Consider the following 22,871-nt stretch of genomic DNA (forward strand, 5'->3'; position numbering starts at 1 on the left):
TCGAAACCGATTTCGTGCAGTTATTTTACGAATTCTGCAAACAATTTCGGTAAACGGTCGATTTTTGGCTGCGAATAGGAGCATAATCAAAGTCCCGATTGGATGTATTGGGATTACGGCAAGCCGCTCGGGTCGTTCCCGGGCGGCTTGTTTGTGGAGAGAGATGGGAGTTTCTAATGGTTAACGAGAAGAAGGTCGCTATTGTCGGCTGCGGTTTCGTCGGTTCGTCTTCGGCGTTTGCTCTGATGCAGAGCGGTCTGTTCTCCGAGATGGTCCTCATTGACGTGGACAAAAACCGTGCCGAGGGTGAGGCCCTGGATATCGCGCACGGCATGACGTTTGCCGAGCCGATGAAGATCTACGCCGGCGATTATTCCGATGTCGCCGACGCCGCCATGATCGTTGTCACCGCTGGCGCTGCCCAGAAGCCAGGTGAGACCCGCCTGGACCTGGTCAACAAGAACGTCAGCATCTTTAAGTCCATTATCCCCGAGATTAAGAAGTCCGGCTTCGACGGCATTCTGCTCATCGTCTCCAACCCGGTTGATGTTCTGACCTATGCTGCCATCAAGATGTCCGGCCTGCCCGAGGGCCATGTTATCGGCTCCGGCACCGTGCTCGACACTGGCCGTCTGCAGCAGATGCTTGGTGCCCACGTCGAGGTTGACCCGCGTGATGTCCAGGCCTATGTCATGGGTGAGCACGGCGACTCAGAGTTTGTCGCTTGGTCCAGCGCTCAGGTTGCTGGCGTTCCGCTGAACACCTTCTGCGAGCTTCACGGCCACCTGGAGCATGAGACCGCCGAGAAGCGCATCGCCGAGGACGTCAAGAACTCCGCCTACACCATCATCGAGAAGAAGCACGCCACCTACTACGGCGTCGCCATGGCCGTCAAGCGCATCTGCACCGCTGTCATGCGCGATGAGCAGACCGTTCTGCCCGTCTCCTCGCTCATGGTGGGCGAGTATGGCCTGTCCGATCTTGCCATCTCCATGCCAACCGTCGTTGGCCGCGACGGCGTTGTCTGCCGCGTCCCCGTGCCGCTGAACGAAGACGAGCAGCATGAGCTCACCGTCTCCGCCAAGGCCCTCAAGGACATCATCGACAGCGTCGATTTCTCCTGCTAAATCAAGCTCGCTAGAGCGAAAAGCTACAATGAAGGCGTCCGGGTCCACACGGCCCGGGCGCCTTTTGGTGCAAAGTAACCTGACCCCAATGCACCATCCCAATACACCATAGTTGATGGGAGGGCCATGTCGGATTCGCCTAATTTTTTGACCTATGCTCAGACGGCGTTTGATCCGTTTGAGGAGCGGCCGTTCTGCGCGGTGGACAGCCTGGTCTTTGCGTGGTTGTCCTATTTGCGTTTGCCGGGTGATATGGCGGAGCTGACGAACTGGCAGGGCCTAGACGTACGCGAGCTGCTGCGTGCTGAGTGCTATCGGGACATGATTGACGACTTGTGGGATCCAGAGGGGAGCAGGGCCTTGTTGGAGGCCGTGGCAGCAAATCCCAGATACCGCGGCGTGCACGTTTGCGGCTATCGTGCCGTGAGCGATGTGGTGGCGACGGAGCAGTTTGCAGCCATGGCGTTCCGGTTTCCGGCGGGGTTTAGCTATCTTTCCTTCCGGGGGACCGACAGCACGATTGTGGGCTGGAAAGAGGACTTTAACATGGCGTTCCGGTGTCCTGTGCCGGCCCAGGAATCCGCGGCGCGTTATGTGGACGAGGCGGCGGATGCGATCGACGGGCCGCTTTTGTGCGGAGGTCATTCCAAGGGTGGAAACCTTGCGGTGTACGGTGCGGCGATGTGCTCCGATGTTGCCCGTGAACGAATCGAACGGGCGTATTCCCATGATGGTCCAGGGTTCGTCGAGGAGTTTCTGAGCGGCAACGCCTTTGCCGATCTTTCCGGTCGAATCGACAAGACGCTACCTCGGTCGTCGATCTTCGGCATGATGTTCGAGACGCAGGAGGACTATGCCATCGTTGAGAGCACCGAGTTCAGCCTGCTGCAGCACAATCCCTTTAGCTGGGTGGTTGATGGTTGCGACTTCGTATACTGTGAGCGCCTGTCCGCCGGTGCTCGATACGTTGATGGCTCCATTCGCGAGATGCTGCTTGCAGTGTTACCTAGCGAGCGCGAGCGTTTTGTAGATGCGTTGTTCTCCGTGTTTGAGGCTACGGACGCCGAACGGTTTGCGGATATCGCAGGAAATCTGCGTGAGAGTCTGCCCGTGATGCTCCAGGCTGCGCAAGGCTTTGACAAAGATACGCGACGCTTTATCTCGCAGACCATCGTGGCGATCCTTAAATGCGCACTGTTGCCCAAACGACCCCAGATCGACGTGCCCGCTGCCGGCAAGAGTTTGGCAGAACAGCTCGAGGCCTGGCAGTCCGAGCTCCTGCGCTAACCATTGGCGCAAAGCAACCTGTCCCCGATGCACCAATCTTCGATACGCTTGGGGCGGGCTCGACCGCTATACTGGTTCGTGCCGAAATCGATCTAGAACGGAATGCCGTATATGAAAATCAATCACGCGATTCTGCATATCCTGGACTTTGACTCTGCCGTCAACGTCATGAGCCAGCGCGAGCTCGATATCGAGAGCCGTACCGTGCGCAACTTCGTGACCACGCATCTGCGCCGCGCACGTACCTCGGCCGACAATAAACGCGCCACGTTTGCCGAGAACTCTGCGTTTGGCGGCGAGCTCAAGGGCTATTTCTTTGGCGAGCGCGAGTTCGTGGACCTGTCGCAGCAGATTGCGGAGTTTATCTCTTCCGAACTCACCAAGGCTGAGAAAGCCGAGTCCACCGACGTGCTTGTGGCGGACTTTGACGACGATGAGGATGCCCGCTGGTTTGCCGTGATGCTGCTGGGCTCCAAGCAGGCATTCATGCACGAGGTGGGTCGCGAAGAGGGCGAGGTGCGTAACGACATCGCGCGCCACTATGCCATTCTGCCGAACCCTTCGCAAAAGGTGCCGAGCTATGCAATCGTGCGTGCAAGCACCATGGAGATCGGCTATGTGGATAAGAAACGCAAGATTGCCGGCGAGGATCGCATGCTCATTCCCGATGGCCTGCTGCAATGTGACACGGGCGTTTCGGGTAAGGAGGTCATCGACACGGTGACGCGCGTGGTCGAGGAGGTCGCTGAAGAGCACGGCGCCAACACGGCTGTAGCGCTCGCTAAGGTCAAAGCCGCCGTTGCCGAGAAGGTTGAGGATGACGAGGAGCTACCGCCTTGGGATATCGTCGATGAGGTCTTTGAGGACGAACCGGTTATCAAGGAGAGCGTGCGCGCGGCACTGACCGAGGAGAAGGTGCCTGAGCGTGTGCCCGTGGAGCGTAAGCAGGTCGAACGCGCGGCGGTGCGCAATCACAAGATTCGTACCGACACGGGCATCGAGATCAGCTTCCCGGCCGAGATGGGTTCGAACTCCGAGTATATCGAGTTCGTCAACGAACCCAACGGCCTCATCTCTATCGAGCTCAAGAACATCGGAAGTATTGAGAATCGATAAGCTGTGCTTGGACGTTGCAGAAAAACAAAGGCCGAAGCCCTTCGGGACTTCGGCCTTTTTTGTTTTCGGCTTGGTTGCTGACATTGCGCCGCTGGTTGGGCATACGTCAGCGAAAACGCGGTTTGTCAAAACCGCGTAACTATTAAAGTTGACGTAAGCCCTCTTCCAGGCCGGTCTTGCTGTCGGTCTTCTCATCGCGCATCTTGATGACGCGGGCGGGGACACCGGCCACGACGGCGCCGGCGGGGACGTCCTCGACGCACACGGCACCGGCAGCCACGACGGCGCCCTTGCCCACGCGCACGCCCTCCAGGACCACAGCATTGGCGCCGATCATGACATCGTCCTCGATGATGACGGGCGTGGCGCTGGCGGGCTCCACAACGCCTGCCAGCACGGTGCCGGCGCCGATGTGGCAGTTCTTGCCCACGGTGGCGCGACCACCCAGCACGGCGCCCATATCGATCATGGAACCCTCGCCGATAACGGAGCCGATGTTAATGATGGCGCCCATCATGATGACGGCACGGTCGCCAATCTCGACGCGGTCGCGGATGATCGCGCCCGGCTCGATGCGGGCGTTGATGCCCTTAAGGTCGAGCATGGGGACGGCGGAGTTGCGGCAGTCATTCTCGACGTCGTAGTAATCGATGGAATCGGCGTTGGCGTCCAGGATGGCTTTGAGCTCGTCCCAGTCGCCAAAGACGGTCTTGCCGCGACGGCCGCCGTAGACATGTGCGTCGCCCCAGGCAACCTTCATGCCGGGTTTCTCGCGCACATACAGCTTGACAGGCGTCTTTTTAGGCGCGGTGGCGATGTAATTGATAATCTCCTGGGCATCCATCTCGGCTGCGTTGCTCATTCGCTATCTCTCCTTTGGGTGGATTCGGTTGATACCTGGTTAGGCAAACATGACCTGGTCGAACGTATAGAAGCTGGGTTCGCGGGCGACGAGCTTCTGCGCGGCTGCCAGGGCGCCGTTGACAAAGATCTGACGGCTCGTGGCGCGGTGGGTGAGCGTGACCTCCTCGTCCTGGCCAAAGAAACTCACTTCGTGGACGCCGGCGACAGTGCCACCGCGCAGCGAGTGCATGCCGATCTCCTTGGGATCGCGTGCTCCGCACATGCCCTCGCGGCCATAGACGGGGTGGTAGCCTGCCTCGGGCTCGGCTTCGACGACGGCGTCGAGCAACAACTTGGCAGTGCCGCTGGGGGCGTCGACCTTTTGGTTATGGTGCGTCTCGACGATTTCGCAGTCAAAGCCGGGCAGCTCGCGTGTAGCCTGCGCTACCAGATGGCGCAGGGCTGCGATACCGATGGAGTAATTGCCCGAGTGCATAACGCGGGTGTTCTGGCCCAGCTCACGCAGGCGGTCCATCTGTTCGGGGGTGTAGCCTGTGGTGCCCGAGACCAACGCCGCGCCCGTGCGCTCGACATAGGCGACGACGGCATCGAAGGTCACGACGTTCGAGAAGTCGATAATCACATCGGCAGCCGGTGCGTTCTCGAGCTTGCTCAAATCGAAGCCAATCTGGGCCACGATATCAAAAACGGGTTGACCGGCGGCGTCGACAACGCCCTCGGCGGTGGTGCGGATGAGCGAGCCCATGCGGCCCGTTCCCATAATGACGGTCTTAATCAAGCAGACCAGCTCCCTTCAGAGCGTCGGTAAGTGCGGCGCGCGTGTCGTCTGCCATGGGGCACAGCGGCATGCGATAGTTGGCTTCGATCATACCCATCTGGGCGAGCGCTTCCTTAACGGGGATGGGGTTGACCTCACTAAAGAGGGCGTTGATGAGCGGCTGGCCGGCAATCTGGATATCGCGGGCACGTGCCACGTCGCCGTCCAGATAAGCGCGGCACATGTCGTGCACGAGCTGCGGCTGAACATCGGCCCACACGCTGATGGTGCCCGAGGCGCCCAGGCTCATGAGAGGTACGGTCAGCGCGTCCTCGCCCGAATACATGCGGAAGTCGTCGGACAGCAGGTGAGCGATCTTGGCCGCGTAGGCGACGTTACCCGAGGCCTCCTTGATGCCCATGATGTTGGGATGTGCGGCCAAGCGCTCTACGTTGCGCTCGCTGATGCCGCAGCCGCAGCGGCCGGGGATGTTGTACAGGATGCAGGGGATGTCCACGGCGTCGGCGACGGTCTTAAAGTGCTGATAGATACCCTCTTCATTGGACTTGTTGTAGTAGGGGGTAATGAGCAGCAGACCATCGGCGCCCAAGCCTTGGTAGGTGAGCGACTTGGTGAGCATGGTTTGCGTGGAGTTGGAGCCCGAGCCGGCGATGACGGGGACGCGTCCTGCAACCTGCTTGACCACGGCGGCGACAACGGAGTTGTCCTCGTCATCGGTCATCGTGGCACTCTCGCCGGTGGTGCCCAGGGTGAGGATGGCGTCGGTGCCATTTTGCAGGTGGAAATCGATAAGGCGCTCGAGTGCGTCAAAGTCGACGCTGCCGTCCTTTTTAAAAGGCGTGACGAGGGCGACGATCGAACCCTCGAGGTTGCGGATATCCATGTTCTTCTCCTTCGCTTCCGCGATCTGGATGCGTTTGTTCCATTGGGCGGCGACGGCCAGGCGTTCGTCCTGGGCGCGACGGCGGGCGCTTTCGGCACGCGATTTGGCCAACAGCTCACGGCCGCACGGCAACACGTCGAGCGTGGCAAAATAATCGCCCGGGCGCTCGGCGCGACGAATGAGGTCTGCCGAGCCGTCGGGGCGCAGCAATACCTCGGCGGAGCGCAGACGTCCGTTGTAGTTGTAGCCCATGGAGTAGCCATGCGCGCCGGTATCGTGGATCACGAGCACATCACCCATGTCGATCTGCGGCAGCTCGCGGTCGATGGCGAACTTGTCGTTGTTCTCGCACAGATTACCCGTGATGTCGTAGGTGTCCGTAACGGGCGCTGTGGTCTTGTCGGCGCCACCCGGCTGGCCCATCACCGTAATGTGGTGGTAGGCACCATACATAGCGGGACGAATGAGGTCGACGGCGCTTGCGTCCACACCGATATAGTCCTTGTAGATCTGCTTCTCGTGGATGGCCTTGGTGACCAGGCAGCCGTAGGGGCCCATCATAAAGCGGCCCATCTCGGTGCAGATGGCCACATCGCCCATGCCGGCAGGAACCAGGATCTCGTCGTATGCCGCGTGTACGCCCTCGCCGATGGCGTGAATGTCGTTAGCCTGCTGCTCGGGCAGATAGGGGATGCCGACGCCGCCGGACAGATTGATAAAGGCGACATGTGCGCCGGTCTCGCGCTCCAGGCGTACGGCAAGTTCAAAGAGGATGCGCGCGAGCTTGGGATAGTAGTCGTTAGTGACGGTGTTACTGGCAAGGAAGGCATGGATGCCAAAATTCTCGGCGCCCTTGGCCTTGAGCATGCGGAAAGCCTCAAAGAGCTGCTCGGTGGTCATGCCGTACTTGGAGTCGCCGGGGTTGTCCATAATGCCGTTGGAGAGCTGGAACAGGCCGCCCGGATTAAAGCGGCAGCTGACCGTCTTGGGGATGGGTCCCGCGACGCGCTCAAAGAACTCGATATGGCTGATGTCGTCAAAGTTGACGATGGCACCCAGCTTGTCGGCGAGCTCAAAATCCGCCGCCGGCGTGTCGTTGGACGAGAACATGATGTCATGGCCGGTGATGCCCAGCGAGCGGGCAATCATGAGCTCGGTATAGCTCGAGCAATCGCAGCCGCAGCCGTATTCGTTGAGAATGGAGATGAGCGCCGGGTTGGGATTGGCCTTGACGGCAAAGTATTCCTTAAAGCCCGGGTTCCATGCAAAGGCGTCGCGCACTTCTTGCATGTTGCGGCGGATGCCCGCCTCGTCATATAGATGAAACGGCGTGGGGAACTGCTCGACGATATGCTCGAGCGTCTCCTTGTCCACAAACGGCTGCTTTGCCGCATATGCTTCGTTGGGGGTCAATGCCATGTCCCGTAAACCTCGCTATCCAGACGGCGCCATCTGCGCATCGAATCCGCATAGCGTGGACCCAATGTCCGGATAGCGCTCCCGCATTGCTGCAGACAGTCCTGCGGGTGTTTCCCGCAGGCCCACCAGGCTGTTCGTGCCCGAAAAACCCAGTTCGGCGGGTTTCGCCTCCCCACGGGGTCAAAGCCTGCCGGCTCGCCCGCGGCTCTTCGTGCCCGCGCCTCTATCAAGTGGTAAAGACCCTACCACGTTGCACTTTACCAAACAAGAGTATTCGTATATAACGTTTAAAAAATGCAGCAATATGCTGGAAACATGTGTGCCACAATCCTGTATCACAATATTGTGTGAATGGATATGCTCCATGAAAGGATCCTTTATGACCGAGCTCCAAGAACTTCGTCGCTATCGTCGCGACCTGCATCGCATTCCGGAGCTCGATTTCGATCTTCCTCAAACCATAGCCTATATCGAGGGCGTGCTCGCTTCGCTTGCCTGTGAAGTGACCCATCCCTGCCCCAGCTGTGTTTGTGCTTTCTTCGACGCTGGCACGGGCGCCGCGCATGCCACGGCGATTCGCGCCGATATGGACGCACTGCCCATCGCGGAGGCGACGGGTGCGGCCTTTTCCTCGAAGCATCCCGGAAAGATGCACGCTTGCGGACACGATGGACACATGGCCATGGCCCTTGCGGCGGCAACCTTTGTCGATCGCACGATTCGTGAGCAGCCGGGCGCCATTAGGCGCAACGTTCTCTTTGTGTTCCAGCCGGCCGAGGAAACGACCGGTGGTGCCAAGACGGTATGTGAGAGCGGTGTGTTCGAATGCTACGGGGTCGACCGCATTTTTGGCTTCCATGTGTGGCCCGATCTGCCTGCCGGCACGTTGGCGAGTTGTTCCGGTCCGCTGCTGGCGCGTTCGAGTGAGACACACATTCATATTCACGGGACGAGCATCCATATCGCTAAGACCTATGGCGTTCCGGTCGAGGAGTCGCACGATGCGGCGCTGGCGGCTGCCAAGTTCTTGGTTGCCGAGCGCGAACTGATGGACGAGCTGGGCACCGACGAGCCCTGTATCGGTAAGTTTGGTCTGCTGCAGGCCGGTACGGTTTGCAACGCGGTGGCGGGGGAGGCCCATGTGGCCGGAAGCCTGCGTGTGTTTACGGACGACATGTTCGACCGGGCGCGCGAAGGCGTGCGCCGCGTGCTGGACGATGCCTGTGCCGCAACGGGCTGCACGTATGATCTCGACTTTGCCGAGGGCTATCCGCCGGTCGACAACGACCCCGAGTTGTTTGCCAGCGTCGCGCCTGCCTTGCCCGGGCTGCAGCTTGTGGAGGAACCGCTGCTGATCGCCGAGGATTTCGCGTTCTATCAACGCCATCTGCCGGGCGTGTTTTTCCTGCTGGGCACGGGTATGCCAGAGGACCAAGACAACCCGAGTGATTCGGATGGCTGTCCCGCCTATGCCACAAGCGCTCTGCATACCGATAGCATGCTCTTCGACGAGGAAATCCTTCTCAAAGGCCTCGATGTCTACAAACGATTGCTTTTGCTTGACTAAGGCGCAAAGGACTATTTGTTCTAGAAAACACGAACAAACGTACGATATAATAGAGATGTAAGTCTATAGAAACGTTTGACGTTACTAACGTAAGGCGATACTATGATTGCATCGTATAAAGATGAGGATACCGAACGCTTTGCCATGGGTGTGCGGGTCAGGAGGTTCGTGCCCTTTGAGCGTGTTGCGTTGAGGAAGATTCGCCAACTGCAGGTTTGTGCTTCGCTTGATGATCTTCGCGTTCCACCGGGCAACCGCCTGGAAGCTTTGAAGGGCGATCGTGCCGGTCAATATAGCATCCGTGTTAACGAGCGCTATCGGGTCTGTTTTGAGTGGAGACAGGAGATGGCTTGGAATGTCGAAATCGTCGATTATCACAAGTGATGAGACTTCGGCCGATTTGCTGTCGCCGGTGACTCCTGGTGAGCTTCTCAAAGAGGAGTTTCTTGTTCCCATGGGCATTTCTCAATATCGCCTTGCGAAAGAGACTGGGATTCCGGCTCAGCGTATCGGGCAGATTGTCTTGGGAAAACGTCGCGTGACGGCCGACACCGACCTCCGTCTTTGCCGTTATTTTGGCCTGACGGATGGTTATTGGCTGCGCGCTCAGGTGGCGTTTGACCTTGAGGCCGAGAAAAGGCGGATCGAACCGGAACTCGACAAGATCGTTCCTGTTCAGCAGGCTATCGCACTGTAGTGCTCAAAGATGATGGGGGGTGGCGCGGCGATGAGGCGACGCCGACAGTCTGCCGTATATAGACCGGGTGGATGCGGGTGCGGTTTGCTGCTGCTTCCGGTCATCGCTGTGGGCATTGGCGTGATGTTTGTGCTTGCTGGGCTGGCTACGGCGGCACTCGTACTGTTTATCACTGCTATCGGCGTGACGATTTGGCTTTATCGCAGTCGTGAGCAGCGCCGCGCCGACGGTAAGACCAATGTAGGATGGATTGCCTTTTTGGTCATCGCCTACCTGCTGAGCATCAGCTATTTGGCCTTCTTTATCCTGTTGCTTGTGAGCACCTTTACCGGGGAATCCGTCACGGTGGGTTGATGCACTGCCAGCAGACGGTTGCGCAAAGTGCGTTTGCTCGGCGTTTGGATAACTGCATTGGCCGTTTACCGCAGCCTTAGCTCTCAGCTAATGAATTCAAGTTTAATCCTTCCTACGATGTGCTGTGTGCCGGCACGGTAGCCGGATCGTAGGAAGGATGCATGATGAAAAAGCTTGAAAACGAAGTGCTGCTGAGCCGTCGCGCTGCACTGGGCGCATTCGCCACCGTCGCCTTGGGGACTGCCGGTCTTCTTACCGGTTGTGGTAGCGATAAGGCGACCGTCACCGAGGACGCTGGCGATGGCGACAAGAAGGAAGAGGCGAAGAAGGAAGAGCAGTCTACGACTGACCTGGCGGTTGGTGCGACGGTGACCACGGCTGCCGGTCTTTCCGTCGTTGTCGATTCCGTCCAGCCCGGCCTCACAAATTATGACGGTTCAACCATGACGGGCATTCACGTCACGTACGTCAACAATGGTGATGAGGGCGCAGATTACAACATCTACGACTGGAAGGGCGAGGACGTCAACGGCGCTCAGCAGAATCAGGGTTACTACAGCGAGGGCTCCGATGAGCTGCAGTCTGGTACCCTTGCCGCTGGTGGCTCTGTGGCGGGCAATATCTACTTTGATGGCGATATCAAGAAGGCACTGTATTTTGCCAACATGTTTGATAAGTCTGCCACTGCAAGCTGGGTGTTGGCCTAGCATGTCGCTACCGTTGCGCCGTATGGGAGGTGAAGTCGTATGCCCGATAAAAAGCTGACTGACGAGTTACTCAATGAGCTTCTCGACGCGCCAAACATCGATGGCTATATCAAAGAACACGACTTTGCCACCCCGTCGCTTTCGAACTACCTGAAGCAGCTACTGCAGGAAAAGGGCTTGGAGCGCTCGCGCGTGGTTCGTATGGCCGATCTCAATGAGACCTTTGGCTATCAGATCTTTACCGGCGCGCGTCATCCGAGTCGCAATAAGGTGCTGCAGATTGCCTTTGCGATGGCGCTGACGCTCAAAGAGACCAACCGTGCGCTGACGGCTGCCGGGGTAAGCGTCCTTAACTGCAAGGACCGCCGCGATGCGATTATCATCTTTTGCATCGATCGCGGGTGCAGCCTCCAAAAGGTCAACGAGGAGCTGTATCGCTTTGGCGAGGAGACGGTGAGTTAGCGGCTGATATCTGAGCCGGCGGAGCTGCCGAACAACGATGCAAACGAACGGGGCGCGGATGCCATGAGGTGTCTGCGCCCTGCGCTATGATGGAGCCTATGGATACTCAGACCCCAACATATTCCGATGACGAGCTGACCGCAGCGCTTGCCGAGCACCTGGCGTCGCTCGATCGCGACGACAACTATCGCGTGGAGCGAGTACTTAAGCGCTCGTCCGTTGAAACAACCGAGCTCGTGTACTTTGAAGGAACCGGCGGTGGTTCGCTCGGTCCCTTTGTCCGTAAACGCATCGATGCTTCGGCTCAAATCGGCGGGGCATACGAGCGTCTGTTTGCCGCTCAGCGGGCAGGCAGGCGTTTTGAGCACCTGCCCAGAATCGTCGATTGTCGTCGTGTGGGCGACGAGCTCAACGTGGTTATGGAATACATCGAAGGGGAGACGCTCGGGGCGCTGGTGGACCGTCTAGGAGCCACCCCCGATTATGCGCGTGAATTGTATCCTGCCCTATGCGATGCCGTGGGCGAGCTCCACGCCGGTTTTGCAATGGCGGGGGAGACGTCGGCGCCGGTGATCCATCGCGACCTCAAGCCGTCGAATATCATCGTGACAGGTGCCAACTATACGCCTGATGACGGCCTGACATTTTCATCGCTGGTGATTATCGACCTAGGGATCGCGCGCGTATGGCGCGATGGCGCCGATGCCGACACCGTCAAGTTTGGCACACGACCCTATGCGCCGCCCGAGCAGTATGGGTTTGGGCAGACGAGTGTGCGCAGCGACGTCTACGCACTTGGCGCCCTGTTGTTCTTCTGCTTGACGGGAGTCGACCCTAAACCAGGGCTCGACATGCGCGAGCAATGCGAGGCGCGTGGCATTCCCACTCCACTTGCCGATGTCATCTGCATGTCGATGGCGCTCGACCCGGCCAAACGTTTTGCGAGTGCGGAAGCGTTGGGACGGGCGACGCGCGTGGCATACGACCTGATTCACCCCGTGCGGCCTTCTGCGCCTGCGCCTGTCCGTACTCCGGCCTCGGAGACGGTGTTGGCGTCCCAAGGGCTCCAGAACCCCGCAGGGCTTCCTAGGCCTGCCGCCTCCGCTGCATGCGGTCTGCTCTCTCGCGTTCCGGAGTCTCTGGGGCGCATTTGGAATACGCTCGTCTGCTTCTCGCTGCTTGTGTTCTTTGCCGGAAGTCACTTTGCCGTTTTTCACCCCACCGGAGCAAACCAAAGCTACCCGACGTGGCTTCTCATAATCGAGTATTTTTTCTTTGTCGATGGCCTTATGGTGCTTATGCATTTTGCGCTGCTCGATAAGCGCCGTCTCCGTCGGCGATTCGCACTGCTCGACAGCTATCGCGGCAAGAAACTCGCGAAACTCTGGCTCAAGGTATTGGGTGTGCTGCTCCTATGCATGATCGTCATAGTCGCGGTTGTCAATGCGACCGGCGTCGTCGATACCTCCGCTACCTAAAAGAAAAGGGCCCCATTGGGGCCCTTTGCAGTTGCACTTAGATGCGGTTCATCTGAGCGGCGACTTTGTTGTACCAGTCCTGCCACGTGGGCGGGCAGTACTTTTTGGCCGCTGCCGGGGTAAGGGTGGAGCCGTAGTTGGCGCCCAGATAGGCAACGTGAGCGGAGATGCCCTCGCTCCAGCTGCCAAAGCTGCGCCAACCGCCGCCACGTGCACTCCAGCCCCAGGCGTTGTAAGAATTGGCGCAATAAGCACCCTTGGTGCTCTCGATGCAGGCGATGGCGGGGGACCAACGGGGGTCGACACCGGTATTCCAAGCGGCGACGGCAAAGTTATAGCCCTGGCCTGCCATGGGGGAGCCGGCGAGATAATTGTCGATGCGGCCTGTCCACTCATTAATGAACGAATCGTAATCGGAGTTACCAGTATTGGAGCTGTTCACCGTGGTGTCGATGGTGGTGTTGGTGTTGGTGGCCTGGCTGCTGGAATTGCTGCCGCTTACGCCCTCGCCCGAGAGCTTCTCGGCGGCAGCGGCCTTATCGGCCTCAAGCTTGGCAAGCTCGGCGGCATTTTCCTGCTCGGCTTTTGCCTGCGCCTCGCTGCGGAGCTGCTGGGCCTGCGCCAGCGCGTCCTCGGCGTTTTTCTGCTCTGCCTCAAGTTGAGACTTGGCCTGCTGGAGCTCAGCCTTGTTCTGCTCGAGTTCGGTTTGCATGTTATTGAGCTCTTCGATCTCGTCGACGCTCGAGCTCGTGATCTGGTTGGTGTATTTGCAGGTCGTGATGAACTCACCCAGGCTCTGCGCGTTGACCAGGAAGCTCACGATGGGATTGGTGCCCTTCTGATACTTGTACAGATCGCGCATGGCGGAGCTTGCCTTGGCCTGCTGCTCGGGAAGCTTGGCCTCGATTTCCTCGATGCTTGCCTCATTGGAGTCAATCTGCTTTTGCAGGTCATCGAGTTTGGTGCGGGCGTCGTTGTAGGCGCTCGTGGCGGCTTCGATCTTCTGCTGGGCTGCGGAAAGCTGGTCCTGCGTTGCCTGCGAGGCGGCATACGCCGCAACGGGGGAGAGCATCGGCGTGGCCGTCAGCGCAACGGCGAGAGCGGCGCTCGTGATGATACGAGCCGGCTTCGACGCAATGAGCGCTGCGGTGCGATGATTCGAATGCTGCATCCAGTCCCTCTGCAATCAATCGTAGGTTATGGTTCGAACGGTATTCTACTACTGCTTTCGACCTCAACTTGAACCTTAAAGGTTCCAAAGGGTCAAGTTGAACTTGAGGCTTTGGCTTTGACCTGCAGTTATGATGAATTGTTGAGAAACCATAGAGTTCAACTTTAACGTTACGGGGGCCTGTTTAAGAGGGGTTTGGGGCTGTAAAAGCTATCTCAACGTGGGGTTTTACAACTACAGCGTGCCCTCCTGGCGAGCCTGCTCAATCTCTTCGAGCGCCTCGGCGGGGGTGAACGAACAGGTGCCGTCGCCGAGTTTGACTACCTGGATATCGTCGCCGATATGGACCTCTCCGCCCTTTAGTACCACGCCGAAAACGCCCTCGTGGGGAAAGATGTAGTCGCCGGCTAGATAGTAGATGGCACAGCGTGTGTGGCAGACCTTGCCGATCTGACTGATTTCGACCAGGACATCGTTGCCAATCTTGAGCTGCGTTCCCAGGGGGAGCGAGAGTAGATTGATGCCTTGCGTGGTGAAGTTCTCTCCAAAGTCACCCTCGTGTACGTCGAGCCCGCGTGCCTGCGCCGTCTGGATGGACTCCGCGGCTAAAAAAGAGACCTGGCGGTGCCAATGTCCGGCGTGCGCATCGGTAGCGAGGCCAAATTGCTCGATGACGGTGTCGCGTCCATCGGCGACGGGCGACTTGCGAGTGCCTTTGTGCTCCGACGTGTTGATTGAGACGATACGGGCAGGCCCGTTGTAAGCATCGTTTGCGGTGCGTAGGGGAACTGCCGTCTGGGCACGATCCGCAAGTTCGCGCTTGGCGGCGTCAATGATGGGGTTGTTGATCGGATGAGCCTGGGGCACGGTGCACCTTTCGACGGGGCGGGCAACATGTTGAATCCTACAACAATGGTAGGTTCATTGCCCGTTGTCATACAACGGTGAGCGCCGTCTTCGTGCTGGCCTTCGTGCTGGACGATTACGTTGATTGCCATAGATACGGTGGAGCTTTGGGCGCCGGCGGCTTGGCACGCTAGAATAAATCAGTTGCGCAAAGACCGCCCGTTGTGTGGGCAGTTCATGATAGGAAGTTTCCATGGCATTGCAATTTTCAGAGCGCGAGTTCATTCCCGTGCTGCTCGGTGGCGACATCAACGCCTATTCGGTGGCGCGCGCCTTCTACGAGGAGTACCAGGTCAAGAGTCTGGTCTTTGGCAAGTATCAGACGGGTCCCGCGTACCGCAGCCAGATTATCGACTACACGCCCAACGTGGATATCGACACCATGCCCGTGATGCTCAAAACCGTCAACGGCATTGCCCAAGCGCATGCCGACAAGACGATTGTCCTTGTGGGCTGTGGCGACAACTATGTTGCCCTCGTGGCTCAGGCCAAGGATGCCCATGAGTTGGCGGATAACATCGTCGCGCCTTACGCTCCCTACAGCATGCTTGAGCAGTGTCAGAAGAAGGAGATCTTCTACGAGCTGTGTGAGAAGCATGGCGTGCCCTATCCGCACACGTTTACCTTTACCAAGGCGATGCTTAATGCCCAGGGTGAGGCGCCTGCCGAAGTGCTCGACCAGATTGATTTTCCTTACCCGATGATTCTGAAGCCTTCTGACGGCATCATGTGGTGGCAGCACGAGTTCGAGGGCCAGAAGAAGGCCTATGAGATTGCCGACCGCGCCGAGCTGGAACAGGTCATTCGCGATTCGTATGCCAGCGGCTACACCGACGACCTGATCTTGCAGGATCGCGTGCCCGGCAACGACGAGTACATGCGCGTGCTCACCAGTTATTCCGACCGCAACGGCAAGGTGCGCATGATGTGCCTGGGTCATGTGCTGCTCGAGGAGCATCAGCCCCACGGTGTCGGCAACCATGCCTGTATCATCACCGAGCCCAATGACGAGCTCATGGGCGGCGTGCGCAAGTTGCTCGAGGACCTTCACTTTGTGGGATATTCCAACTTTGACGTTAAGTACGACGAGCGCGACGGCTCGTTTAAATTCTTCGATTTCAACACGCGCCAAGGCCGCAGCAACTACTACGTCACCAACAGCGGCTTTAACGTTGCCAAGTATGTGGTGGACGAGTATGTGTTCAACCGCCCGTTTGAACCGGAGTTTGTGACGGCGCAGGACGAGGCGCTGTGGATGGTCGTCCCCATGGGCGTCGTCGACAAGTACGTCAAGGATCCCGAGCTGCGCGCTAAGGTGCATCGCCTGGACAAGGAAGGCAAGGGCGCCGACCCTTCGTTTATGAAGGGCGACTTTGTCTTTAATCGCTGGCTGCGCATGTGGCACACCAAGCTGCGCCACTTTAAGCTGTTCAAGACGTATTACAAGTAGATGAGCGCGGCGCCCGTCCGGTTTGCTTCGGGCGGGCGCGGGTATGATACGCGCAATTGCGCAAGCGTCACCAAGGAGGCGGCGATGGAAAAGCTGGGAGTTATCGGCGGTATGGGCGCCGAGGCCACGTCGTATTACTACGACCAGGTGGTGCGTCATACGGCTGCTGCCTGCGATCAGGAACATATCGACATGGTGGTGCTCTCCAAGTCGACCATGCCCGACCGCACGCTGGCCATTAAGACCGGCGAGCATGCCAAGCTGCTGGCGACCATGAAAGAGTGTGCCCAGGCACTCGAGTCGCTGGGCTGTGCGCACATTGCCATTCCCTGCAACACGTCACACTACTTCTACGACCAGATCCAGTCGTTTACGAAGGTGCCGATTATCCACATGCCGCGTGAGTCGGTGCGCTATGCTCTGGCCGGTGCGGTGATGGGGGAGTGCGAGTTCGACCCCAACCTGAGTATGCCGGCCGAGCCGGTGCACAAGATTGGCATCATGGGCACCGACGGAACCGTGGGCGCGGGCGTCTACGGCCGCGAATGTAAGGCTGCGGGTGTTGAGGTCGTCTATCCCAGCGAGAAACGTCAGAACGATGTGATGTCGCTTATCTACGATGATGTGAAGGCCGGACGTGAGCCCGATATGGATAAGTTCGACCGCGTGATGTGGGAGTTCGCCCGTAGCGGCTGCGACCGCGTCATTCTGGCCTGCACCGAGCTCTCGGTGCTGCAAAAGTACCGAGAGATGCCCGAGATCACCCTCGACGCCATGGATGTCCTGGTGCGCGAATCCATCATCCGCAGCGGCGCCCCCTACCGCCTCTAGCTTCCGACCCGCCAAAAAGGGACAGATTAATTTTGGTAGGTTTTATCTGGTGAAACAGTAAAGGCCTCGGCTCGTTTGGTGCGAGCCGAGGCCTTTTGCGTTGGGCGGTTGCTGTCGGTGGTGAACTAGAACAGGAAGCCGATGGCGATGAGGGCGATACTGACGATGAGCACGGCGATGTCCAGACCCTTGATGGGATAGCGCTTGTACGAGCTGGCGCGCGTACGCAGATAGAAGCCGCGCTGTTCTGCCGCCAAGGCTGTGGCATCGGTCTTGCCCACGCTCGAGATGAGCAGCGGCACGCACAGTGGCAGCATGAGCTTAAGCTTCTTGATGGGGTTCTTGGTGTCGTACTCGACGCCGCGTGCGGTCTGCGCCTCCATGATGGCGTTCATCTCCTGACCAAACACCGGCACAAAGCGCAGCGCCGTGGTAAAGGTGAAGGCATAGCGATACGGCACGTGCAGCACCTCGACGCAGGCGTTGGCAAGGTCGTTGAGTTTGGTCACCATGAGCATGAGGATGAGAGGTAACGCCACACCCAGCAGGCGCAGGCAGGCCTTCGATCCTGTGATGAGGCCCGTGTCGGTGATAAAACCACACACCACGTTGCCATCGCGCATAAAGGCCAGCTGGAGCACCAGCATGATAAGCGCGAGCGGAATCAGCAACTTGAGCAGCGAAAACAGACGGTCGACGACGCCGGCATAGGCACCCAGCGCAAGGGTGAGTGCCAAAAAGCCCAGCAGCGCCACGTAGGTGTCGGACAAGAAGATGCCGACGATGATGGCGGCGGCGAGGCCCAGTTTGACGACGGGGTTCAGGCGATGCAGCAGCGTGTCACCCGGCATGTAGTCGATGACGTTAACCACGGTGGACCATCTCCTTGGTAATTCGAACGACATCGGAGACCTCGCTCACCTGCGCAAAAGCGGTCGAGACGGAAGATGCCAGACGGCGCGAGAGCTCGATAACCTGGGGAGGCTCCACGTAGGCACGCCGCATGAGATCGATGTTCGAGAATAGCTCGTGCGTGCGGCCGCGGTCGAGGATGCGACCGTCGGCCATTACCACAATGCGCTCGGCAAAATCCGAGACGACTTCCATATCATGGCAGACCATGATAACGGCGCAACCGCGCTCGGCCATGGTGCGCACCGTTTCCATGACGGTCATGCACTCGCGGTAATCAAGGCCGCTCGTGGGCTCGTCGAGCACGACGATCTTGGGCTCAACCACTACGACGGAGGCAAGCGCCACCATTTGTCGCTGACCGCGCGAGAGCGAGAAGGGCGCCTCGTCGGCCGGCAAGCCAAAGCGGTCGATGACGAGCTGGGCGCGACGCAGCGCCTCGGCACGGTCGATGCCGGCAAGCTCCAGGCCAAAGGCGACCTCGTCGAGCACGGTGTCCTTGCAGATCTGGCGGTCGGGGTTTTGGAAGAGGGACGCGACCTCGCGAGCGATGCGGCTCGTGGGAGCGGCTGCGGTATCCAGTCCCGTGACGCGCACGCTGCCCGAGGCGGGCTTAAGCAGGCCTGTGAGCAGTTTGGTGAGTGTGGTCTTGCCGGCGCCGTTTTGGCCGACGATGCCCACGAGCTCGCCAGGATAGAGCGTCAGGCTAAGGTCGTGTACGGCGGCTCCGCCATTGGGATAGGCAAACTCAACATGGTCGAAGGTGAGTACGGGTTCGGCGTCCTTGGCATGAGGGCGCAACGACGGTGCATGCGGGGAACCGGCGGGCGCCTGGGCTTCGATAGCCGCGCGTGCGGGGTCGACGATGCCCGAAATCAGGCGCTCGGCCTCATCGACATCCAAGCAAGGGGTACCGCTTACTAGACCATCGGTTTCGAGGCTATTGAAGATACGCGTGACGCGAGGGCAGTCGACGCCGATGGCACGAAGCTCGTCGGTATGCGCGAAGACCTCGTGTGGCTCGCCCTGCAGCGCGATTACGCCATGGTTGAGCACGAGCACGCGGTTGCAATACTCCGAGAGCAGGGCGACCTTTTGCTCAACGAAGACGATGGTGATTCCAAGTGCGCGGTTTGCCTCACGCAGCGTCTCGAAGACCAACGTGGAGCTGGCGGGGTCGAGTGCCGCGGTGGGCTCGTCTAGAACCAAGACGCGCGGGCGCATGGCGAGGATGGCGGCGATGGCTACCTTTTGCTTCTGTCCGCCCGAGAGCGTGGCGATCTCGCGGTCGCGCAGGTCGCTGATGCCGACGGTCTCGAGCGTTTCGCTCACGCGCTGCTCGATCTGGTCGTGGGGAACGCCAAAGTTCTCGAGGCCAAAGAGCATCTCGTCCTCGACGACCGAGGCGACCATCTGCGTGTCGATGTCCTGCAACACGCTGCCGACGATCTGCGACACATCGGTGAGCGAGACTTCGCAGGTGTCGTGGCCGTCGACCATGACGGACCCAAAGAACGTGCCGGTGTAGTGGTGGGGCACGGCGCCCGACAGGCAGGCGGCAAGCGTGGACTTGCCGGCGCCCGAGGGTCCGATGATGCCGATGAAATCTCCCTTGTTCACGCTGAGCGAGATGTGGCTGAGCGCCTGCTCGGTCTGCGTGCCATAGGAGAACGAGACATCGTCGACGTTGATGATCGTTTCCATGGATACCTTTCATAGTCATTGGGGACGTTCTTAAATGACCAGTCGTTTAAGAACGTCCCCAAGAGCTAGTCGTTTGGGACGGTCTTTGGTGGTGAAGCACGGAGACGGCTTTACGAGGGGCCCCAGGTTGGCGCGAAAGAGGAACGAAGCGTACCTGGGTACGCGAGCGACGAATGAACGCCAAGATGGGGTGGCTCGTAAAGCCGAGCGGGTTAGTTGAGCCTAAGGGCCTTCTGGATGGGCAGGTAGAGAGCGCCGACCAGAATGGCGTTAAAGACGGCGGTCATGGCGACGACGGGCAACATGGCGGCGGCGAGCTCGCCGACCACGCCGAGCATGGCCATCTTGATGACCATGAAGATGACGCCGGAGACAAAGGTGGTCAGGAAGGTTGCGACAATGGCGATGGCGGGCTTGACCTGACCGTCCTTGCCGGCGGCGTTGACGATGCCGGCCATGAGCATGGCGGCGATGCCCTCGGCGGCAAAATCAACGAACGGCGAAGTGGTGGTGATCTGGATCACGGCAGCCGAGATGAGGCCAATGACGAGCGCCTGGCCGATGTTGGGGCGAACGACCAGGATGGTGAGGCAGAAGGCCGAGATGATGAACTCGGGGCTGATCATGCCGCCCGAGATGCCCGAGATGGCCTTGCCGACGGTGAAGTTGAGGATGAAGCCGGCAGCGAGCAGGATGGCGAGCAGGACGAGGGCGCGGACATCGAGTTTGCCACGGTCGGCGGTCTGGACGGTGCGGGGCTGGGTGGCGGTGGTGTTCTGAGACATGGTGAAAATCCTTTCGGAATGGGAGTGCAAGAGAAAAGCGGAGGCGCGTGATGCGAATGCGATCGGGCTCGAGATAGAAAAAGGCCCCCGGTCGAAACCGGAGGCCTTCCAATCACCTAGAGCGCAAAAACAGGCGTGAGGGACTCACTGTCGACCGATCGTATTCGCATCACGCCACCACCAGTTGTTGAGAGACGTCATCGTGTTCTTCATGTCGGTGGCTCCTTTCGTGATGCCATGGCGCGGTCGCACCTAGTTGCTGTTGCGCTGCACTATAGCACAGTGAAGTGTGTGCTGGGAAATCTTTTTTTAAAAAGATTTCAGTGGTGTTTCCCGCCGGTCAAAAAGGCGGGCTGAGCGGGCGAAGCTGCCATTGCTGCCTTGCCCGCTCAGCTAAGACGTTACTCCTTATTGCGACGGTAGAGGAAGTAACCGCCCGCGGAGATGACGGCAACGCCAGCGATGGCGAATGCAGCCACCGCGCGGCCATCAAAACGATCGCCGGTGGTGGGCAGGCCGCCCTTGGTGTTCGTCTTGTTGGTGGTTACCGTGGTCGTGGTGTCCGACTTGCCAGGCTTCTCGGGCTTGGTGGTGGGCTGCTCGGGCTTAGCGGGCTTCTCGGGGGTGCCGGGCTGCTCAGGAGTGCCAGGCTGCTCGGGAGTTCCAGGCTGATCAGGGGTCACCGGGTCGGTGGCAAGAGCGTCCTTGGCATAGGTGATGGACACCTTGAGGCCGTTGGTCTCAGTGTTCAGATCGCTCGGAGTGAAGGGCTCGTCAAAGTTTCCGGCCTTCTGATAGGCGCGCATCTCCTGGAGCAGGGCTTTGCACTTGACGTAGGTGTTCTCGGTGGCAGCCTTGCCGGCCTTGTTGGCCAGAGCGGTGCGGCCCTCGGTGGTCGTTTCGGCCAGCATGGCGGTGTCGACTTCCTTGTTCTGCTCGATGAGCTCATTCTGCAGGGCGTCGAGGTAGGCGCGGACGTTGGTGCCAAGGGTGTCGGGGTTCTCAAAGCAGAGCGAGCTGATGTCCATGAGAACGTAGTTGATGGAGTTCTCGGGTTCCTCGTTGTACACGACGTCTTTCACGCTGCAGTGATCGAAGGAGACGGTCTGATCGCTGAAGTACGGGCTAACCTCAGTTATCAGAGCGGAGTACAGCGGGATGGCAACAGAGTACGCGGCGCGGGAGAGCATCTCCCACTGGATGGTAGCGACTTCGGGATCATACCCGCGACGAATCTGGAAAAGGTTGATTTCGGTGTTGCGCTCGCTGCCGATGGCGTAGACGCCGTCAGTGTTGGCGTTAAGGCCTGGGACGTTTTCGCCGCGGTTGCCGAAGGCGCGAATCAGCTCAAAGGTGCTCCAGCCAGACTTGCTAGGCTTGAAGAACAGGGGCTGGATTTCGCTGACCATAGCTCCCTTTTGGGCGGGTTTTTCTTCCTTCTTAACGGTGATAATGTCGTAATCCGTGCCTTCGGTCAGCGGACTAGCAAAATAATTGCGGCCTTGCACATAGCGGGACCACTGGTGAACGCCAGAATCGGCGAGGCTTTCGCCATACGTTTTGGCAACGTCGAACTTGCCGTCTGTGTACTTAGCGAAACCCTTTTCCTCGGGCATGGACTGGATGCCCTCAGAGTGGAGGCAGTTTTCGGTGTCATCGAGATCGACATCGTAGTTGAGGCTGCCGATGTTGGGGTTGAGTGAGGCGACGTCGTCGGTCAGTTTCATGGCGATCCACTGATGGGCGGAAAGCGTGGCGAACAGCCAGGTCTCGTTGTTGTCGGCGATGATGATCTGGTCGTTGGTGCAGACGCCCTTTTCGTCGACCAAGCTGCCGATGAGTTCGACGCCCTCGCGAGCGGTTGCGCTCTCGCCCAAGATGATGCTGGCATAGCTATATTCGCCCAGACCCACTCCCTCATCGATGGGGTCTGCTGCTTCGGCATCCTCGTTATAGGAGGTGCTCAGCGTGGCAGAGCAGGACACGCCCTTCTCGTTGATTCCGGCTTCGGAGTAGGCGTCGGTGCGACCCAACCAGTTGGAGGGGTGGTCGCGTACATAGCTGTAGCGATAGGTAGGCTTATTCGAAGTGTATTCGAAAGCAGATTCAATCGAGCTGTACGTAAAGCCGGGTTCATGAGCGGGCTCGATGCCATAGTGCTTGAGGTAACGCGCTCCAAAGTCCTCGGCGCGGCCGTAGTACGTGTTGCCGTCGGCCGTAAGGTTCTTGCCCATGTAGATTTGCGTGCAGGCGAGCGCAGAGGTCGGCATGGACATGATGGTTGCTGCTCCAAAGGCGAGGCCTATGCCAAGCTTTTTGAGCGCGTTGACGGGGTGAGTTTTCCTCATATTCCCTCCCAGCGTGCGAAAGCCC

At 59.1% G+C, this 22,871-nt stretch carries 21 protein-coding genes and 1 riboswitch; of the genes, 12 read left to right on the top strand and 9 right to left on the bottom strand.

Going from position 1 to position 22,871, the window contains the following annotated elements; translation table 11 throughout:
- Positions 1–176 precede the first annotated feature (176 nt).
- The 3 genes from ACKUTP_RS09465 (at position 177) to ACKUTP_RS09475 (ending at position 3,530) form a co-directional block, all read left to right on the top strand.
- Positions 177–1,127 carry an L-lactate dehydrogenase gene (locus tag ACKUTP_RS09465; RefSeq protein ID WP_409064200.1) on the top strand — a complete coding sequence of 317 codons (951 nt, stop codon included), beginning with the start codon at positions 177–179 and terminating at the stop codon, positions 1,125–1,127.
- A gap of 126 nt (positions 1,128–1,253) precedes the next feature.
- Positions 1,254–2,414: an Mbeg1-like protein gene (locus ACKUTP_RS09470; protein WP_409064201.1), complete on the top strand. Its 1,161-nt coding sequence runs from the start codon at positions 1,254–1,256 to the stop codon at positions 2,412–2,414.
- A 111-nt stretch (positions 2,415–2,525) separates the two neighbouring features.
- Positions 2,526–3,530 (top strand): nucleoid-associated protein, encoded by a 1,005-nt coding sequence (locus ACKUTP_RS09475; RefSeq protein WP_022094136.1) that lies wholly within the window; start codon positions 2,526–2,528, stop codon positions 3,528–3,530.
- 142 nt (positions 3,531–3,672) lie between these two features.
- On the opposite strand, the gene dapD is transcribed toward ACKUTP_RS09475, so the two are convergent.
- Genes dapD through dapA form a run of 3 tightly spaced genes read right to left on the bottom strand, consistent with a single transcriptional unit; the run spans position 3,673 to position 7,474 of the window.
- Positions 3,673–4,392, bottom strand: coding sequence for a 2,3,4,5-tetrahydropyridine-2,6-dicarboxylate N-acetyltransferase (dapD, locus tag ACKUTP_RS09480; RefSeq protein WP_082437754.1), 720 nt, complete (start codon positions 4,390–4,392; stop codon positions 3,673–3,675).
- Between the two features lie 39 nt (positions 4,393–4,431).
- Positions 4,432–5,172 carry a 4-hydroxy-tetrahydrodipicolinate reductase gene (dapB, locus tag ACKUTP_RS09485; protein ID WP_409064202.1) on the bottom strand — a complete coding sequence of 247 codons (741 nt, stop codon included), beginning with the start codon at positions 5,170–5,172 and terminating at the stop codon, positions 4,432–4,434.
- Complete coding sequence (gene dapA, locus ACKUTP_RS09490) at positions 5,165–7,474, bottom strand: 4-hydroxy-tetrahydrodipicolinate synthase (protein ID WP_409064203.1); 2,310 nt, start codon at positions 7,472–7,474, stop codon at positions 5,165–5,167. Before dapA ends, dapB begins: the two co-directional genes overlap by 8 nt.
- Positions 7,475–7,539: 65 nt before the next feature.
- A riboswitch (Lysine riboswitch) is annotated at positions 7,540–7,708 on the bottom strand.
- A gap of 145 nt (positions 7,709–7,853) precedes the next feature.
- Between dapA and ACKUTP_RS09495 the strand changes: the two genes are divergently transcribed.
- From ACKUTP_RS09495 to ACKUTP_RS09525, 7 genes are all read left to right on the top strand, one after another.
- The gene (locus tag ACKUTP_RS09495; protein WP_409064204.1) at positions 7,854–9,041 is read left to right on the top strand and encodes an amidohydrolase; all 1,188 of its coding nucleotides are present in this window, start codon (positions 7,854–7,856) and stop codon (positions 9,039–9,041) included.
- A gap of 102 nt (positions 9,042–9,143) precedes the next feature.
- Positions 9,144–9,425 (top strand): type II toxin-antitoxin system RelE/ParE family toxin, encoded by a 282-nt coding sequence (locus tag ACKUTP_RS09500; protein WP_006234335.1) that lies wholly within the window; start codon positions 9,144–9,146, stop codon positions 9,423–9,425.
- Positions 9,397–9,738, top strand: a complete 342-nt coding sequence (locus ACKUTP_RS09505) for a HigA family addiction module antitoxin (protein ID WP_050766086.1) — start codon at positions 9,397–9,399, stop codon at positions 9,736–9,738. Before ACKUTP_RS09500 ends, ACKUTP_RS09505 begins: the two co-directional genes overlap by 29 nt.
- 84 nt (positions 9,739–9,822) lie before the next feature.
- Positions 9,823–10,092: a hypothetical protein gene (locus ACKUTP_RS09510; RefSeq protein WP_035137902.1), complete on the top strand. Its 270-nt coding sequence runs from the start codon at positions 9,823–9,825 to the stop codon at positions 10,090–10,092.
- 164 nt (positions 10,093–10,256) lie between these two features.
- A complete protein-coding gene (locus tag ACKUTP_RS09515) occupies positions 10,257–10,799 on the top strand; it encodes a DUF4352 domain-containing protein (protein ID WP_409064205.1) in 543 nt (180 codons plus the stop codon).
- Positions 10,800–10,838: 39 nt separating this feature from the next.
- Complete coding sequence (locus ACKUTP_RS09520) at positions 10,839–11,261, top strand: XRE family transcriptional regulator (RefSeq protein ID WP_271747220.1); 423 nt, start codon at positions 10,839–10,841, stop codon at positions 11,259–11,261.
- 98 nt (positions 11,262–11,359) lie between these two features.
- A complete protein-coding gene (locus tag ACKUTP_RS09525; RefSeq protein WP_409064206.1) occupies positions 11,360–12,739 on the top strand; it encodes a serine/threonine protein kinase in 1,380 nt (459 codons plus the stop codon).
- Positions 12,740–12,776: 37 nt separating this feature from the next.
- On the opposite strand, the gene ACKUTP_RS09530 is transcribed toward ACKUTP_RS09525, so the two are convergent.
- Together ACKUTP_RS09530 and ACKUTP_RS09535 are read right to left on the bottom strand one after the other, a co-directional pair.
- Complete coding sequence (locus tag ACKUTP_RS09530) at positions 12,777–13,910, bottom strand: glucosaminidase domain-containing protein (protein ID WP_138339787.1); 1,134 nt, start codon at positions 13,908–13,910, stop codon at positions 12,777–12,779.
- A 234-nt stretch (positions 13,911–14,144) separates the two neighbouring features.
- The gene (locus tag ACKUTP_RS09535; protein ID WP_409064207.1) at positions 14,145–14,777 is read right to left on the bottom strand and encodes an MOSC domain-containing protein; all 633 of its coding nucleotides are present in this window, start codon (positions 14,775–14,777) and stop codon (positions 14,145–14,147) included.
- Positions 14,778–15,009: 232 nt separating this feature from the next.
- On the opposite strand from ACKUTP_RS09535, the gene ACKUTP_RS09540 reads away from it, so the two are divergent.
- Together ACKUTP_RS09540 and ACKUTP_RS09545 are read left to right on the top strand one after the other, a co-directional pair.
- Positions 15,010–16,266 carry an ATP-grasp domain-containing protein gene (locus ACKUTP_RS09540; RefSeq protein ID WP_409064208.1) on the top strand — a complete coding sequence of 419 codons (1,257 nt, stop codon included), beginning with the start codon at positions 15,010–15,012 and terminating at the stop codon, positions 16,264–16,266.
- A gap of 84 nt (positions 16,267–16,350) precedes the next feature.
- Positions 16,351–17,097 carry an aspartate/glutamate racemase family protein gene (locus ACKUTP_RS09545; protein ID WP_040358337.1) on the top strand — a complete coding sequence of 249 codons (747 nt, stop codon included), beginning with the start codon at positions 16,351–16,353 and terminating at the stop codon, positions 17,095–17,097.
- A gap of 125 nt (positions 17,098–17,222) precedes the next feature.
- On the opposite strand, the gene ACKUTP_RS09550 is transcribed toward ACKUTP_RS09545, so the two are convergent.
- The 4 genes from ACKUTP_RS09550 to ACKUTP_RS09565 form a co-directional block, all read right to left on the bottom strand.
- Positions 17,223–17,969, bottom strand: coding sequence for an energy-coupling factor transporter transmembrane component T family protein (locus ACKUTP_RS09550; RefSeq protein WP_409064209.1), 747 nt, complete (start codon positions 17,967–17,969; stop codon positions 17,223–17,225).
- Positions 17,962–19,713: an ABC transporter ATP-binding protein gene (locus ACKUTP_RS09555; RefSeq protein ID WP_409064210.1), complete on the bottom strand. Its 1,752-nt coding sequence runs from the start codon at positions 19,711–19,713 to the stop codon at positions 17,962–17,964. Before ACKUTP_RS09555 ends, ACKUTP_RS09550 begins: the two co-directional genes overlap by 8 nt.
- Before the next feature lie 212 nt (positions 19,714–19,925).
- Positions 19,926–20,498, bottom strand: a complete 573-nt coding sequence (locus tag ACKUTP_RS09560; RefSeq protein WP_117745904.1) for a hypothetical protein — start codon at positions 20,496–20,498, stop codon at positions 19,926–19,928.
- Positions 20,499–20,899: 401 nt separating this feature from the next.
- Positions 20,900–22,846 carry a C69 family dipeptidase gene (locus tag ACKUTP_RS09565; protein WP_409064211.1) on the bottom strand — a complete coding sequence of 649 codons (1,947 nt, stop codon included), beginning with the start codon at positions 22,844–22,846 and terminating at the stop codon, positions 20,900–20,902.
- Positions 22,847–22,871: the final 25 nt, after the last annotated feature.

Source organism: Collinsella sp. wc0529, assembly GCF_046116875.1.
GTDB lineage: Bacteria > Actinomycetota > Coriobacteriia > Coriobacteriales > Coriobacteriaceae > Collinsella.